The organism is Clostridium vitabionis (genome assembly GCF_015351765.1).
Classification (GTDB): Bacteria; Bacillota; Clostridia; order Lachnospirales; family Lachnospiraceae; genus Clostridium_R; species Clostridium_R vitabionis.
On record NZ_JADKQA010000008.1, the window covers coordinates 33,331 to 49,187 of the forward strand.

At 57.1% G+C, this 15,857-nt stretch carries 13 protein-coding genes; 2 read left to right on the plus strand and 11 right to left on the minus strand.

Annotation, left to right across the window (positions count from 1 at the left end):
• Positions 1–66: 66 nt before the first annotated feature.
• The 5 genes from ISF27_RS12055 to ISF27_RS12075 form a co-directional block, all read right to left on the minus strand.
• Entirely contained in the window at positions 67–1,131 is a 1,065-nt protein-coding gene (locus ISF27_RS12055; RefSeq protein WP_194611732.1) for an L-threonylcarbamoyladenylate synthase, read from the minus strand.
• 182 nt (positions 1,132–1,313) lie between these two features.
• Complete coding sequence (locus tag ISF27_RS12060; protein WP_194611733.1) at positions 1,314–2,993, minus strand: glycosyl hydrolase family 18 protein; 1,680 nt, start codon at positions 2,991–2,993, stop codon at positions 1,314–1,316.
• 251 nt (positions 2,994–3,244) lie between these two features.
• Positions 3,245–3,490: a hypothetical protein gene (locus tag ISF27_RS12065; RefSeq protein WP_194611734.1), complete on the minus strand. Its 246-nt coding sequence runs from the start codon at positions 3,488–3,490 to the stop codon at positions 3,245–3,247.
• Between the two features lie 107 nt (positions 3,491–3,597).
• Complete coding sequence (locus tag ISF27_RS12070) at positions 3,598–4,182, minus strand: hypothetical protein (protein ID WP_194611735.1); 585 nt, start codon at positions 4,180–4,182, stop codon at positions 3,598–3,600.
• 21 nt (positions 4,183–4,203) lie between these two features.
• Positions 4,204–5,646, minus strand: a complete 1,443-nt coding sequence (locus tag ISF27_RS12075; RefSeq protein WP_328701621.1) for a serine/threonine-protein kinase — start codon at positions 5,644–5,646, stop codon at positions 4,204–4,206.
• 444 nt (positions 5,647–6,090) lie between these two features.
• Between ISF27_RS12075 and ISF27_RS12080 the strand changes: the two genes are divergently transcribed.
• A complete protein-coding gene (locus ISF27_RS12080; protein WP_407926090.1) occupies positions 6,091–7,128 on the plus strand; it encodes an adaptor protein MecA in 1,038 nt (345 codons plus the stop codon).
• 128 nt (positions 7,129–7,256) lie between these two features.
• Positions 7,257–7,427 (plus strand): DUF362 domain-containing protein, encoded by a 171-nt coding sequence (locus ISF27_RS12085; protein WP_194611738.1) that lies wholly within the window; start codon positions 7,257–7,259, stop codon positions 7,425–7,427.
• A 240-nt stretch (positions 7,428–7,667) separates the two neighbouring features.
• Here ISF27_RS12085 and ISF27_RS12090 read toward each other — a convergent pair whose 3' ends face one another.
• The 6 genes from ISF27_RS12090 to pckA form a co-directional block, all read right to left on the minus strand.
• Positions 7,668–8,291, minus strand: coding sequence for a class II aldolase/adducin family protein (locus ISF27_RS12090; RefSeq protein ID WP_194611739.1), 624 nt, complete (start codon positions 8,289–8,291; stop codon positions 7,668–7,670).
• Positions 8,284–9,561: a 3-oxo-tetronate kinase gene (otnK, locus tag ISF27_RS12095; RefSeq protein WP_194611740.1), complete on the minus strand. Its 1,278-nt coding sequence runs from the start codon at positions 9,559–9,561 to the stop codon at positions 8,284–8,286. The genes ISF27_RS12090 and otnK overlap by 8 nt, the downstream gene beginning before the upstream one ends.
• 212 nt (positions 9,562–9,773) lie before the next feature.
• Positions 9,774–11,141, minus strand: a complete 1,368-nt coding sequence (gene dnaB, locus ISF27_RS12100) for a replicative DNA helicase (protein WP_194611741.1) — start codon at positions 11,139–11,141, stop codon at positions 9,774–9,776.
• 92 nt (positions 11,142–11,233) lie between these two features.
• Positions 11,234–11,680, minus strand: coding sequence for a 50S ribosomal protein L9 (gene rplI, locus ISF27_RS12105; protein WP_194611742.1), 447 nt, complete (start codon positions 11,678–11,680; stop codon positions 11,234–11,236).
• A 2-nt stretch (positions 11,681–11,682) separates the two neighbouring features.
• Complete coding sequence (locus tag ISF27_RS12110) at positions 11,683–13,725, minus strand: DHH family phosphoesterase (RefSeq protein ID WP_194611743.1); 2,043 nt, start codon at positions 13,723–13,725, stop codon at positions 11,683–11,685.
• Positions 13,726–14,008: 283 nt separating this feature from the next.
• Positions 14,009–15,622 carry a phosphoenolpyruvate carboxykinase (ATP) gene (gene pckA / locus ISF27_RS12115; RefSeq protein ID WP_194611744.1) on the minus strand — a complete coding sequence of 538 codons (1,614 nt, stop codon included), beginning with the start codon at positions 15,620–15,622 and terminating at the stop codon, positions 14,009–14,011.
• Positions 15,623–15,857 lie beyond the last annotated feature (235 nt).

Here is a 15,857-nt window from a genome sequence, read left to right on the forward strand (position 1 = left end):
TCAGGATGACAATTGCGGAGATCATCCGCTTATTTTTCGGATTATTGAAATCAAACATACTTTACCTCACACATGCAGAATATGGTATCCGGCCGCCTTCTTCATCCGGTTCATGATCGCCTGTCCCAGATGATCCTCGGCAAAGCCTTCGGAGAAAATGTACTCGGCGCCCCGGTCGTCAAAATCGCGGAGTACCGCAAACAGGTTGTGGGCGATGGTTTCCTGCCGGCTCCGGGTGCCGATGCTCTCGAGCATGCCCTCCGGATAGCGGTTCTTCGTCTCCTCGGTACAGATGATCCCCACCTTTTTCCCGGCGGCCAGCTTTTCCTCCGCCAGGCGGTTGATCTCCCCGACCACCCTGTCCATATCGCCCTCGACGATGGTCAGGTCGGCTTTCGGCGCGTAATGCCTGTACTTCATGCCCGGCGCCTTGGGATGGACATCGGGGCTCACCGGACCCAGGATCGCCGGATCAATCTCCACATGGCCGACCGCGTCCTCGAGCATCTCCATCGTGATCGCTCCCGGGCGGAGCAGTGTCGGTGTCTTGCCGGTGACATCCACGATGGTGGATTCGACCCCGACCTTCACGGGGCCGCCGTCCAGGATCACCTCGATTTTGCCGTGAAGATCCTGCCAGACATGTTCAGCCCTTGTCGGGCTCGGCCGTCCGGAGGTATTCGCGCTCGGCGCGGCAATCGGGACACCGGCACGACGGATGAGCTCCGCAGCCACCGGATCCGAGGGCATGCGCACCGCCACCGTATCCAGCCCTCCCGTCGTCTCCCGGGGGACCGCGTCACTCTTGCGGAAAATGAGGGTCATCGGCCCCGGCCAGAAGCGCTCCGCAAGCTTTTTCCCGGTTTCCGGGATATCCGCCGTGATCGGCAGGATCTCCTCCATGCAGGAGACATGGACGATCAGCGGATTGTCCGACGGACGCCCCTTGGCCGCGTAAATCTTCTTCGAGGCGGAGGCATCGAGGGCATTTCCCCCCAGGCCGTACACGGTCTCTGTGGGGAATCCTACCAGCCCGCCGTCACGGATGACGTCCGCCGCCTCCTGGATGCAGCGCAGATCCTCCGCGCTGAAATCTCCCTTATCGGATACTCTGAATAATCTGGTCAGCAATGATAACACTTCTTTCTATAAAGATGACAAGAATGACGGAGAAGCGCGGAAGCCTGTTCCTCCGCCCTTTCCGCCGTTCTATCTAGTCTAATACAGGTTTTTCAAAAAGTAAATCAAAAAACGGGGGTTCCCGGCGGTCCGCACCGCCGGGAGAACCCCCGTTTCACGATTTCTGTAGTGTTTCACTGCGGCTGGCTGTCCCAGCTGAGCGCGCCCCAGTCGGCGGCCTCCTCCATCCCGAGCTTCCATGCGGAGACGCCGGCGAGGTCATTGTCCCTGACCTCCTTCATCTTGAGTGCCAGGGACTTCTCCTCCTCCTGCCACATCATCTCTGTCGCGCTCCCGTTCTGGCGCTCGCCGTAATACTGGCCGGTCTCATCGTCCCACGCCATGGAGACGCCGTTCTGGCTGATCCACTGCTTCGCGTCGGCAATGCCCATGGCCTTCGAGGAAGTCTTGTCCCCGTCCACGGTCCAGAGGCGGGTGTAGAACGGCACGCCCCAGATCACCTTTTCCTTCGGCACCTGGCTGAGCGTCGTCGCGATCCCGTTTCTGGTATACCCGATCGATGCCACCGAACCGGCATCACCACCGGCATAGTGCTCGTCGTAGCCCATGATGACCACATAATCCGCGACTGCCCCCTGCTCACTGATATCATAATAGCTGTTGTAGGATTCCGGGACATAATCGTCCACGGAGAGCACCAGCCCCTGATTCCGGCAGGATACTGACATCTCGCGGATAAACTCAACATAGTGTACACCGGCTTCCTGCTTCAGGTTCTCGATATCCAGGTTGAAGCCGTCAAAGCCGTAGGTATCCGCCTCCTTCATCAGATTGGCGATCAGCGTCTCCCTGGCCTTTGTGCTGGAAAATAATTTCACCGGATCCACATTGGCGCTGAAATCGTGGCCGAAATTGTCCACAAGCGGCCACACCTGCATGCCCGCCGCATGGGCTTTAGCCACATAGTCCCTGCTCGCCAGGGAAGTATAGTGTCCCTCATTGTCGTTCAGGCCGAACCAGGTCGGGGAAACCACATTGACATCCTTCGTCTCGCCAAGGAGCGTGTCCAGGCCGGCATTCGCTGCCTGCACCGTCACTTGGTGCCAGACCATCGTGATTTTCCCGTCGTGCTTGATGGAAGTATACTCCGGCTCATCGAAGCTGTCCTCCCGGACCGCGTCGACCAGATTTCCGATCCGCTTTGTGGGCATATACCCGATAAAGCCGTCCTTCGTCATCACCTTCGACCAGTGATCTAACGTCTCCAGGACAACAACCTGGTCTCCCTTCGCCGCGGTGGTCAGGATCCGGCTCTTGACCCCGCCACGGAGGCGCACCGCAGCATCCTTCTTCACGGTTCCCTGGGTGTAACTGTCCCGGAGATTCAGCAGGAATATCCGGGGATGCCCGTCATCCGTGAAGACCTCCGTGAAGACGTCCGTGTGGGCCGTCACCTCGGCGAGGGAAAGGTAGACCGCATCCCCCTCCAGGATCCAGGCGGGTTCCCCGGATTCCAGGGTGTCCTCCGCGCCGCGCTTCTCGATCTCCGTGGGGAGCACATAGATCAGGATCTGCTGATCTTTGTCAAAATAATAACGCTTGTTCAGATTCTCATTCACATAGTCCAGCGGAAGATACATCGTGCCATCCTTCCACAGGGCTCCCGTATCCTGGCGCTCAAAATTCAGGTAGAGCGCGGCGGCATTGTCCCCGGAAACGCCGAAGTATTTGTCCAGATCGGCCTTCTCCCGGGTCGGGCTGAAATGCCGGTAGAGGAAAATCCCGGCTGCCGCCATGCACACCGCAAGCGGCGCGAGAAAGATGGCGGTGAAAACTCTCAGTGTATTTCTCATGAAAACCTCCGGAAATGCGGGATGTCATCAGGTTTTGCCAGCCGGCGGAAAAGCAGTCTCTCCGCCAAGCCGGCAGAAACCGTAATTGCATCAAGTATACCATGTTTCCGGAGTCCCGACAGAAGAATTTGTACCTGTTCCGCGATATATGTTGCCGAACAGGTACAGGAATTCCCTTCCCAGGCGGAACAGAATCCCCCTCTGTCATCGCAGGGCATCGCCGTCTGTCGTCGGCGGTACATCCCCATTGGTCATCGATAGTACACCCGGTCAAAATGAATCTCGCAGAGCTTTCCGTCCTCGTCCCCGATATAATCGCCCATATAAAATGACCGCCCCTCCCGCACGAACAGGCGGCTGTAATCCCTCGGCTGGCATACCTGCCCGTCGATCCGGATCACAATACCGTGGCGCTGATAGTAAGCCAGCCGCTCACTGAATATTTTCTGTTCTTCTTCCCTCCTCCTTCTTTCATCCTCCGTTTCGACCTGTATCATACTCGTCCCTCCCTGCCGCGGAGCGATCCATCGTCCGCAAGGAATCTTCTCCGTGATACTTCCTTTCCGCGGCAAATCTTCATTCGAAGCTGTTCCTCCCCGGAGGATCAGAGGCCACCTCTCCACAGTCTTCCCAAAAAGGCCATCGTCTTCCCGTCAATCACACAGGGGTCGCCGGAAGGCGGGACGCGCCCAATCCGGATGCCGAGATACCTCTCCGCAAGGTCGAGCTGCCGCCTGCCCCCGAAGGAAGCTACATACTCACAGTGGGATTTTTTCCCCTCGCCGGCGGCAAACTCCGCCAGGTCAGCAACCTGCCAGCGGGTGGCTGCCGCCACGGCGAACCTTCTGGTGCAGCGAAAATATTCGCTGCGGATTTCCTCCCGCATCACGCCGAAATCGATGACGCAGGCCGCGTATCCGGTATTTCCCAGCCGGATCAGCAGCCCCGGGTCTCCTTCGGTGTATAAAACAGTTTCCATAAGATGAAACGAACCGCAGGTTTCGGCGCGGACAGTGTTCTCCTCCCTGCCGCCATAGACCGCGGCGATCTTCCGGAAAGCACAGCCCGGATTCCACTCAACCAGCGCGGTTTTCTTCCGCTTCACGCCGGCGAGATATTCCGCCGTCATCAGCGCGAAATGCGTTGTCCCTACCGCATGGCCGAGGCCCGCGATGCCAACGAGAATCATGGGATTGTCCATTTTCCTGCCTTATCTGTCCCTGTCCCGCCCGGCCAGGCGGCGCAGGAAGCTTTCCGCTCCTCCCCTCCTTCTTCCGTCCTCCCCCGGCCCGGCTGCCCCGGAGGACGCGCCGCGATGGAAAAACAGTTCCCCGGCCCTGCTCCCCGCCAGGAGTTCCCGGAAGAAACTGTCCTCCGAAGCGTCATCGCCCTCCGCCGGCAGCTGATAGTAGCTGAGGCGTGTCAGCTCCGCCGGGAGAACCGGCCTGTCCGCTCCGCCGGCGAAGACAATCCGTAGATTCTCTTCCCGGCAGAGCATCCGCACTGCCCGGACGCTGTCCGGCATCTGCCAGGGCTCTGCCCGGCAGAGAAGGATCCGGACATCGGCGTCGGACTCCCGGACCGACTGGAGTTCAGTCCCGAAATCCTCCGCGGCCATGTCTGACGGCGTCTCCGCCAGATGGACACAGCTGCCGTAATAAGGTTTCACCGCACATCCCAGTGCCTGGAAAATACCATAGCTGTCGGGAATCTCCCCGAGATAGTCAGCAAACCGTATCATGGCTCCCGTCTGATTTTCCTCCCTGATCAGGCAGCGGATCCCCTGCCTTCCGAGACTTCTCGCCATGCGGAAGCAGAAGCCGGTAGCGCCTGCCCCGCGGCTGCTTTCACACACCGCGGCTCTGACAAATACATGATCCCTTTTCTGCGGCCGGGCACCGATCGCTTGCAGGATATGGAGCACTTCCTCCGCGGACTGCGGTCTCTCCTCAGGCCTTTCCGAAAGGCAGCTCCGGATCAGCCCCCGAAGCTCCGGGGAGCCCGCCTGTCCGCGGGTTCCCTCCACTGCAGCTTTCTCCGGGCTTTTTCCCGTCAGCATATAGCAGAGAACCGCTCCCAGCCCATAAATATCTGTCCTGCGGTCCGGCCGGCCGCCATGTCCGAGTTCCGGCGCGGCAAATCCCGGTGTGCCGCGGACTCCCCCTTCCGGGGCGATGTCCTCCGATACCGCGCTGTCAAAATCGACCAGCTTGGGCACGTTCCCGCAGAGCAGAATATTCTCCGGCTGAAGATCCGTGTAATAAATGGGCGGATAAAGAGAATGAAGATAGAGAAGAATGCGGCACAGCCTGATTCCAATGGGCACAAGCTCCGCCTCATGAAGATGTCCGGCGCGCTGGATGCGCGAGGACAGAGATTCGCCGTCCAGATATTGTTCGATAAGATAATAGTACCTGCTGTCTGTTTCCAGGTCGTAGAGGATCGGGATGTCCGGCATCCGTATCCTCCGGAGAAGCCCCGCTTCCCGGAGGACAGCGCTGTCGGGCTTGGGCACCCGCTTGACCGCCCTCGGCTCATCCAGGGCGATATGCCTTGCCCGGTACACGGTTCCGCGCCTCCCGCGGCCAATCACCTGCTCCAGTCGATATTTCCCGAATAAAATGCCGTCTGCCTCTCTCCCTCCTTTCCGGATCTGCGTTTTGTGAGCTTTATTTTAGAATGATTTTCGCTAATTTCAAGCTTTTTCCCGTCTTTCTCCGCGAATATTCTATATTTATCAAATTTGTCTGATTTTCGCGGAATCTTTTTTCTGGAATTCCTCTATTTTTTGTCTATTCTTGCGTAAAATTCTCCCTTTTGCCGGGAATGTGCTGTTTTCTTGCCGCCTGCGCAGGGGAAACGTATCTGTACGCCACCACGAAACCGGCGGCGGATTTCTTGCCGCCTGCGCAGGCGGCAAACGTATCTGTACGCCACCGCGAAACCGGCGGCGGGAAAGCCGGTTCTAAACCGTGATATCGATTTTATGGAAATAGGATTGCACTTTTACCGCTTATCCATTATAGTGGATGCGAAATTTCCGACGAGGCATCCGGATTCCTCCGGAAAGCCCCGAAATGACGGAATTGGAAAGGAAGTGGTCCCTTTGAAAATTGAAAGGATCAATGAGAATCAGATCCGGTGCACATTGACCAGCGTTGACCTGAACGCCCGCAATATCAGGCTCTCTGAACTGGCCTATGGCAGCGACAAGACCAGAAATCTGTTCCGGGAAATGATTCAGCAGGCTTCCATCGAGACAGGATTTGACGTCGATGATATTCCGCTGGTAATAGAAGCCATTCCGCTGGCCAGCGGGAGCATCATGCTGATCATAACCAAAGTTGAGGATCCGGAGGAACTGGATTCCCGTTTTTCACGATTTACCCCCTCCCCCGAAGAGGATCTGGAGGAACAGCTTCCGCCGATGGAGAGCGAACAGCTGGATGGCGCGGACAGCCTGATGAACCTCTTAAGCACATTTGCCGCCTCGCTTGGCGTCAGCGATCCCGCCGCCCCGGATGCCGAAGACGCAGGCATGACCTCCGGAGGCCTCATCCTGCCGCCGGATGACGCCCGGATTTCCGATGAAGGCAGCGCCGCCGTCGGGCAGGCCGGCGGCAGCCGGAACGCTTCTGTCAATACTCAGGGCAGCGCCAAGGCTCCCGGCACAGAAAACGCCGCGGCTGCCGGCAAGGGGAATGCCGCCTCGGATTCCGGCAGGGAAAATGCTTCGGCGGATGCTGGCCGGAAAAACACCCCGGCAGATTCCGAGAGGAAAAACGCCCCCGCGGATGCCAGCAGAAAAAACGCCGCCGCGCGAAGGGCTGCCGCGGCACAAAAGCCCGCAACCCGCTTCTACGCATTTCCGAATCTGGACGCGGCAATCACCGCGGCGAAGATCTGCGATCCGGCCTATGCGGGGAAGAGCACCCTCTACAAATCCCCCGCCGGCACATTTCTCCTGGTGCTCCATGTGGACAATGCGGACAATCTCCCCTTCATCCACATCTGCAACCGCCTGTCGGACTTCGCGTCCCGTCAGAAGCATCCGGATGCTGCCGAGGCATTCTATGCTGAGCACTATGATCCGATCATCCGTGAGGATGCCCTGCGGCATCTGGCGGAGCTGTAAGGCCCGAGAATACTCTTGTACAAAAATTGGTACATTGAAGGTGCCTGGTTGCGCTTGTCTAACCGGCAGGTGCTATTGTAGAATCCCTAGTAAAAAGAACATCTTATTTCTCAAAGGAGGATTTTCCAATGGCTTACGTTATCAGTGATTCCTGCGTTATGTGTGGTTCCTGCGCTGGTGAGTGCCCGGTAGGCGCTATCTCCCAGGGCGACAGCCAGTATGAGATCGACGCTTCCAAGTGCATCGACTGCGGCACCTGCGCAAACGTTTGCCCGACCGGAGCTATTTCCCAGGGCTGATCGGATTCTTAAGATCACAGAAGGCCGGCACAATTCCCAGGAGGGATGTGCCGGCCTTTTTGTTATGCAGAGCGCTTAACAATAACCAGCCACTTAACGAGGACAAGCGAAAGCGCAGTCCGAGTTTAGTGGAGTGGCTATCCGCGGAGCGGGGCGCGAGCCCCGCAGGCGAAGCGCGAGTTTAGCGCGAGCTATGCAAATTTGCTTGCCCGCGAATATTTTCAGTACTGCTTGGGCAGGTCATTTGAGCGGAAGGCGATGAACGGCATCTTGCGGCTCATTTCTCAGATACCAGGCCACTTTGATGCTTTCCTCAAGTTCCTCGCATTTGGCAAATGCTTCCATCATGGTTTTTCCGGTGACGACCGAGCCATGATTCTGCAATAAATAGGTGCCGCCGGTTTCCAACCGGGTAGAAAATGCCTGAAACAGTTCCGGGCTTCCCGGTTCCCCGTACCCGACGAGCTTCACTTTTCCGGCTTTCATCCGGAGATAAGGGGTATACGCCGGAACAACATCATCCGGATTTTCATGTTTGAGGCAGGACCACAACACCGAATAAAAGCTGTGCGTGTGAATGACCGCATTTACCTCAGGATCATTCCGATAAATCATCCAATGCAGAGGAAACTCCTTGCTGGGACGGTTTTCCGACACTGTCACGGCCTTGCCTTCCTTCTCCTTCAGCACGGCAAAATCCTGTTCGGTCAGCCTGCCAAAACAGCTCCCGGTTCTGCTGATGAAAATACAGCCGTTATATCGAAAACTGATATTTGCCGTTGAACCGGTGGTTTTCCCACGGTCAAAAAGGCTGTGCGCAACCCACAGGGCATCTTCCATCCTGCTCTTCAATGCCTCATCCATTCCCGTGCTCCTTATGTTCTCCTGTCATCTCGACCGCCCGGAAGAAGAAATCCGGCTGGCCAAAATTCCCGGATTTGAGGATCAGGCGGATCTCCGGGTGACCAAGCGGCATCATAATCGGGACGCCTGGCGCAACGCTGCTGCCAATCCAATAGGCGTCGTAACCCAGGGCCTGGGTCACCGCTCCGCTGGTCTCCCCGCCGGCGACAATAAAACGGGTGTATCCTTCTTCCCGTGCCAGTAAAGCAAGCTCCGCCGTTGTTTTTTCAAGATGCACCGAGGCACTGTTACCGACAGCTTTCTGCACCTTCTCGACTTCCTCAGGCGAATCTGAACTGTAGATCAACACGCCGTCCTGATCTTCTGCCTGTCTCCAATAGCTCTCTGCCTGGTCAATACCGCCAATCAGGCGCAGCGGGTCCATTTTGACCAACCTGTGATGATCTTTTTCGTACTCATGAATCTGTCTGCGGGTTGCTTCTGAACAGCTTCCCGCCAAAATGACAGCCTTTCCCGGAACAGCCGAAGGCAGCGATTCCCCCGTGCCTCCGCCGTCCATCGCACGCCGCCCAAGAGCGGTGAGAATCCCCGACCCCCCGGAGAGAACCGTTGACTCCCCAAAAATATCCGCAATCAATTCGGCATGGGCATCTTCATAATAATCCGGAACCAGGTAAAAATGGGTCACTCCCGCTGTTTTGCCTTCGATTTCTCTCCAGACAGATTCCTTCCCGCGTTTCATCTGCTCCACACTGACTTTCAGGCATGGATATTTGCTCTGCGGCTCCATCAGTTTAACAATATCCGATTCCCACATCGGGTTCAGCGGATGATTTTTCATCGGGCTGTCCGCCAAAGGAACCCCATTGACATAGAGAATTCCATCTCGGACCGTCCGCCCGTTGACAGGAAGCGCCGGGCACAGGACACTGCTCCTCACCTGCAGTGTCTCCAGCATTGCATCAAGAATCGGTCCGATATTCCCCTTCGGAGTGGAGTCAAAGGTTGAACAATATTTGCTGTAGTATTGCGCCGTTCCCTGCCTTTTCAGCCATTCCACGCCGGCAAGGGAATCCGCAACCGCCCGGTCAGTACGGGCGCTCCGCGTTTTCAGTGCAATCACAACGGCATCGCAGCGCTCACGGAGTTCCTCCCTGGGCACCCCGTTGAACAAAATCGTCCGCATGCCGGCTTTCACCAGGAAGGAAGCTGCATCGCTCGCCCCTGTAAAATCATCGGCGATGCAACCAATCTTTATTTTCTCTGTCATAATCTACCCCTTCTCAGAATGATCCGCAATCTATCATCTCAAATTGCCATTTCTCAATTCTAATAGCCCAGCACTCTCGGAAGCAGCAGCGAGATTTGCGGAAGATATGTAACTGCAAGAAGAACAATCAGCAAGGAGGCGATAAAATCAACCACGCCAGAAGCCGGCGGAAAGGCCTCCTACATATATGGCCTTCTCCCGCCGGCTTCCTCTCAGTCCACGGAAATCGTGGTATTCTTCGGGTTTTCCAGATTGACAAACTTCGTGAGCTCCGGGCGCCACATCAGCTGCACAGTGCCCAGCGGGCCGTTTCTGTGCTTGGAAATGATCACCTCGGCGATGTTCGGGTTCGCGGTGTCCTTATTGTAATAATAGTCTCGGTAGAGGAACATGACGATATCCGCGTCCTGCTCGATGGCGCCGGAATCGCGGAGGTCGGAGAGCACCGGGCGGTGATCCGGCCGCTGCTCACAGGCACGGGAGAGCTGGGACAGGGCAATCACCGGGACATCCAGGTCTCTCGCCAGGCTTTTCAGGGATCGGGAAATCTCGGAGATCTCCTGCTGCCGGCTCTCGGAGCTGTGCCCGCTGCCGGAACCGCTCATCAGCTGCAGGTAGTCCACGATGATCAGATCCACACCGGCCTCCAGCTTGAGCTTCCTCGCGCGGCTTCGCATCTCCGGATAGCTGATGCCCGGCGTGTCGTCGATCATGATGGTCGAATTGCTGATCGAGCCGATGCCGTCCACCACGGAGGTCCAGTCATCATCACTAAGGCTGCCCTTGCGGAGCTTCTGGGAATCCACCCCGGACTCCATCGAAAGCAGGCGGTTCACCAGCTGCTCGCTCGACATCTCCAGGCTGAAAATCAGGCATTTCTTCCGTTTTCTCAGCGCCGCGTGCTCCACAACATTGAGGACAAATGCCGTCTTTCCCATGGACGGGCGCGCCGCCACCAGGATGAAATCCGACGGCTGAAATCCGGTGGTCATGTTGTCCAGGTCAATAAAGCCGGAGGGGACACCCGTCACGGTGGAGGTGCTGTTGGCCGCCTTCTCGATCCTCTCGAGAACCTCCATGGCCACATCCTGAATCGGCCGGATCCTGCCGGTCGAGCGGTTCTGCAGCAGATGGAAAATATCCTTCTCCGTCCCGTCCAGGATGTCGCTGACCCCGTCCTTCCCGGCGTAGCACTGGTTCTCGATCCCCTCGCAGGTTTTGATCAGCCGGCGGAGCAGGGATTTGTCCCGGACAATCTGCGCGTAGGAGCGCACATTGACCGAGGTCGGCACTGCGTTCATGATATCGCGGACAAAGTCCAGGCTCGCGACCTCCGGCGGCACATCCTTCTGTTTCAGCCGCTCCTGGAGTGTGACCAGGTCAACCGGTTTATTCTCATTGTAGAGCTCAACCATGGCGTCAAACATGACCCCGTACTGGCGCTGGTAAAAATCCTCCCCGGCCAGCAGCTCCGACGCCGCGGTAATCGCCTCCCGATCCATCAGCATGGAGCCGATCACCGCCTGCTCGGCCTCGATGCTGTTCGGGAGCGTCCTCTTGACGATACTATCCTCAGGCATAATTCACTCCAAATCCGGCATTTTCACGGAAAATCCTTGGAAAGACAATACTGCCGCGGCAAGGAAACCGCCGCGGCGTGGTCATTTTCCGGTTATGCCTCAACGACATGGACAGCGAGCTTGCCGATAACCTCCCGGTGAAGGCGGATCGGCACTTCAGTCACGCCGAAGGTACGGATAGGCTCCGGGAGAACCAGCTTTTTCTTGTCGATCTCCATGCCCAGCTGGTCGCTGATCGCCTTCGCGATCTCCTTGGTGGACACAGAGCCGAACGCCCTTCCGCCCTCGCCGGCCTTGATCGCGAGGGTGATCTTTTTGCCCTCCAGCTCCTTGGCCAGCTCCTGAGCCTTCGCCAGTTCCTCGGCGGCCAGCTTTTCCTCGTTTGCCTTCTTCAGCTTCAGGTCATTGAGATTCTTCGGGGTAGCCTCAACGCCGAGATTCTTCTTCAGAAGAAAATTGCGGGCATAGCCGTCGCTGACGTTGACCATCTCGCCCTTTTTCCCCAGTGCCTTCACATCCTGTAATAAAACAACCTGCATGGTTAGATTTCTCCTTTCTCCGACATACTGTCTAAGGTTTCCTTGATTTTCTGGCGCGCCTCCTCGGCGGAAATATCCCTCAGCTGCGCGCCGGCGATCGTGCGATGGCCGCCGCCGCCCAATTTTTCCAGAATCACCTGGACGTTGACCTCGTCAATCGAACGCCCGCTGATATAGACGACGTTGTCCACCTTTGTGATGACGAACGTGGCCTTGATCCCGATAATATCAAGCATTTCGTTGGCCGCCTGCGCGCCCACTATGCTCGGGCTCTCCAGCCCATCAGCCGGGCACTCCGTGATCGCATAGTGCTCGCGGTAGATTTCCATATTTTCGATGGCCTTCGCCCGCGCACGGAAATCCTGCGGCTGGTCACGGAATAATTTCCGCACCCGGACCACATCAGCCCCGGACCTGCGGAGAAATGCCGCCGCCTCAAAGGTCCGGACGCCCGTCTGGTTCATAAAGTTCTGGGTGTCAATCATGATGCCGCCGTACATCGCATCCGCCTCAAGCGGCCGGATCCGGATATTGTCCCCGATATACTGCAGGATCTCCGCCACCATCTCGCAGGCCGAGGACGCAAACGGCTCGACATAGGAGAGCGTGGCATTTTTGATGATCTCCGTGCTCTGGCGGTGATGATCCAGGACGACAATGGTGTGCACCCGGGTGAGCAGCTCCGGCGCTTCGGTGATGCTTGGCCGGTTGACATCCACCACAACCAGCATGGTGGTGCCGTCCGCCCACTCCGCGGCTTCCTCCCCCGTCACAAACATATCTTTCGGATACTCGCTGCTGTTCTTGAACTTATACAGCATCGGCGTGACCGAGGAATTGACCCCGTTGATGACGATTCTTGCCTTCTTGTTGAAGGTTGTCGCGATTCTCCAGATGCCGACGGACGCGCCAAAGCAATCGATATCTCCGAGATGATGCCCCATGATGAGGATTTTGTCCTTCGTATCCATCAGCTCGCGGAGGGCGTGCGCCTTAACGCGCGCCTTGACGCGGGTCGTCTTTTCGACCTGCTGGGACTTCCCGCCGTAGAAGCGGATCTCGTCGCCGTCCTTGACCACCGCCTGGTCGCCGCCGCGGCCGAGCGCCATATCAATAGCCGCCCGCGCATACTCGTAATTCTGCATGTATGTGCTGCCGTGCATGCCGATTCCGATGGACAATGTGACCGCCATCTCGTTGCCGATATTGACCGTTTTCACATCCTCAAGAAGGGAGAAGCGGTTCTTCCGAAGAATCTCGGTGTAGCGCTGCTCGATCACGAAGAAATATTTATCCTTCTCCAGCTTCCGCACGACGCCGTTCATCGCGCTGATACTCTTCATGATCTTCCGGTCAATCAGCGCCTCCAGGAGCGAGCGCCGGACGGTCTCGATACTCTCCAGCGCCTCATCGTAATTGTCCAGATAGATCAGGCCGGCAACCATCTTCTGGTTGTCGATCTCCTTCTCGTAGATCAGCGCCTGCGTCTCATCGATCAGGAAGACCGCCGTCAGGCGCTCATCCGCGGCGCTGTTCTCCGACCCGATGCTGTCCGCCGCATCCTGATCCATGCTGACCGGTCGGAGGTCAATCTCGTAAAACCTATCCTTATACTGCGAATGGATCCGCGTATCCGCCTTGATCCGGTCGAAGAAATTCGGGGTCAGCTCCGGAAAATATCCGGAGAGCGGATTTCTGGTCCTGTCTGTGCCGATGATCCCGGCGAATTCCCGGTTCATCCAGAGGATCCGCCCGTCCGTATCGACAATCCCGTAGGGGACAGCCATACCATCCAGCAGCTGCACCTGCGCGGCGGAATAGCGCGCCGAAAAGTCCACGAGCCCGTCCATCAGGTGCTTCCGCTTTCCGAACCAGAGCCAGACCGCGATCACAATCTCCGCCAGGGTAAATCCGCCCATCGCGGCGCCCGCCGCATGGTCGACCAGGGCCACGGCGATATTGGCGGCCACCATAAAGAGAGCCAGGATAAATGGCCAGTTCAGGTATTCCGCGATCTCCCCACGGATTCTGACATGATCTTTCATGAGTAACTCCCCGCGCCGCAGGGCGCCAGGAACCCGTACACCGGGCGAAGCGGGTCTTCGCGGGATGAGGGGTTCCGCATCGTTGCCATCTTGATTCCGCTGAATCAGAAACACTGCGTCCTTTATCATACCATATTTCCGCGGATTGCACTACTCTGTCTCCGGGTTCGGACCCGCCGGCTCTGCGTAAAGAACGGCGCAGGCCGTCTCTCCCGTATCCGGGGGAAATGGTCCTGCGCCGTTCTTTTTCTATTTCCGTACCTGTTTCGCCGGAATTTTCCAATTACAGCTTCGGTCCGGCAGCCACGAGTGCCTTGCCGGCCTCGTTGCCCTCATACTTCTTGAAGTTCTTGATGAAGCGGCCGGCGAGATCCTTCGCCTTCGCATCCCACTCAGCGGCATCCGCATAGGTGTCGCGCGGATCGAGAATACCGGAATCAACGCCCGGGAGCTCGGTCGGCACCTCGAAATCGAAGTACGGGATCTTCTTGGTCGGAGCCTTGAGCACCTCGCCGTTCAGGATCGCGTCGATAATGCCGCGGGTATCCTTGATGGAGATTCTCTTGCCTGTGCCATTCCAGCCGGTGTTAACCAGATAAGCCTTGGCGCCGCTCTTGTTCATCTTCTTCACCAGCTCCTCAGCGTACTTCGTCGGATGCAGCTCCAGGAATGCCTGGCCGAAGCATGCGGAGAAGGTCGGAGTCGGCTCGGTGATTCCGCGCTCTGTGCCCGCGAGCTTTGCGGTAAAGCCGGAGAGGAAGTAATACTTTGTCTGCTCCGGAGTCAGGATGGACACCGGCGGCAGGACGCCGAAAGCGTCAGCGGACAGGAAGATGACATTCTCTGCGTCCGGACCTGCGGACTTGCCGTTCACCTTGAGGGCAATCTTGTCGATGTGCTCGATCGGGTAGGACACACGGGTATTCTCGGTCACGGACTTGTCCGCGAAGTCAATCTTGCCGTCCTTGTCCAGAGTTACATTTTCCAGAAGGGCGTTGCGCTTGATCGCGTTGTAGATATCCGGCTCGGAATCCTTGTCCAGGTTGATGACCTTCGCGTAGCAGCCGCCCTCGTAGTTGAAGACGCCGTTGTCGTCCCATCCGTGCTCATCATCGCCGATCAGCAGTCTCTTGGGATCCGTGGAAAGGGTGGTCTTGCCGGTACCGGAGAGGCCGAAGAAGATCGCCGTATTCTTGCCTTCCATATCGGTGTTGGCAGAGCAGTGCATCGAAGCGATGCCCTTCAGCGGCATATAATAGTTCATCATGGAGAACATGCCCTTCTTCATCTCGCCGCCGTACCAGGTGTTGATGATAACCTGCTCATGGCTCGTGATGTTGAAGGCAACCGCGGTCTCGGAATTGAGGCCCAGCTCCTTGTAGTTCTCTACCTTTGCCTTGGAAGCGTTGTAGACAACGAAGGTCGGCTTGAAGTTCTTCTCCTCCTCAGCGGCCGGGCGGATGAACATGTTGCGGACGAAATGCGCCTGCCAGGCAACTTCCATAATGAAGCGGACAGCCATCCGCGTATCCTCATTCGCCCCGCAGAACGCGTCTACCACGTAGAGCTTCTTGCCGGAAAGTTCCTTCTGCGCGATGGCCTTGAGCTTGCCCCAGGTCTCCTCGCTTGCCGGATGGTTATCATTCTTGTACTCATCGGATGTCCACCAAACGGTGTTCTTGGAATTCTCATCCATGATGATGTATTTGTCCTTGGGGGAACGACCGGTAAATTCTCCGGTCATGACATTGACGGCACCAAGCTCGCTGACCTGGCCCTTCTCATACCCGGTAAGACCCGGCTTTGTCTCCTCCTCGAACAGCTGTTCATAGGACGGATTATAGACAACTTCCGTAGTGCCGGTAATTCCGTACTGTGTTAAATCTACCTGTGCCATGCTTTTCCTCTTTTCTGAACAATGATTGTTGCTCTCCCGACCGGCGGTACCGATCGTTAGAATATTAACATCCGCTACTGTTTTAGCATACCCGCCTTTTTTTATCAACCGGCGGCGGGAAAGATTATACAGAATCACGAAAGACGCGGTATTTCCGGAAATTTTTCTGGCAAAAGTATCCTATGAAAATCGCCGGGGCAGCTCCCAGAAGGGAGCCACCCCGGCTTTCGTGACC

Bases quoted from the DNA above. Each gene is read 5' to 3' on its own strand.
- ISF27_RS12060 (WP_194611733.1), bottom strand. From the start codon at position 2,993: ATGAGAAATACACTGAGAGTTTTCACCGCCATCTTTCTCGCGCCGCTT.
- ISF27_RS12065 (WP_194611734.1), bottom strand. From the start codon at position 3,490: ATGATACAGGTCGAAACGGAGGATGAAAGAAGGAGGAGGGAAGAAGAA.
- pckA (WP_194611744.1), bottom strand. From the start codon at position 15,622: ATGGCACAGGTAGATTTAACACAGTACGGAATTACCGGCACTACGGAA.
- otnK (WP_194611740.1), bottom strand. From the start codon at position 9,561: ATGACAGAGAAAATAAAGATTGGTTGCATCGCCGATGATTTTACAGGG.
- ISF27_RS12070 (WP_194611735.1), bottom strand. From the start codon at position 4,182: ATGATTCTCGTTGGCATCGCGGGCCTCGGCCATGCGGTAGGGACAACG.
- ISF27_RS12110 (WP_194611743.1), bottom strand. From the start codon at position 13,725: ATGAAAGATCATGTCAGAATCCGTGGGGAGATCGCGGAATACCTGAAC.
- dnaB (WP_194611741.1), bottom strand. From the start codon at position 11,141: ATGCCTGAGGATAGTATCGTCAAGAGGACGCTCCCGAACAGCATCGAG.
- ISF27_RS12085 (WP_194611738.1), top strand. From the start codon at position 7,257: ATGGCTTACGTTATCAGTGATTCCTGCGTTATGTGTGGTTCCTGCGCT.
- rplI (WP_194611742.1), bottom strand. From the start codon at position 11,680: ATGCAGGTTGTTTTATTACAGGATGTGAAGGCACTGGGGAAAAAGGGC.
- ISF27_RS12090 (WP_194611739.1), bottom strand. From the start codon at position 8,291: ATGGATGAGGCATTGAAGAGCAGGATGGAAGATGCCCTGTGGGTTGCG.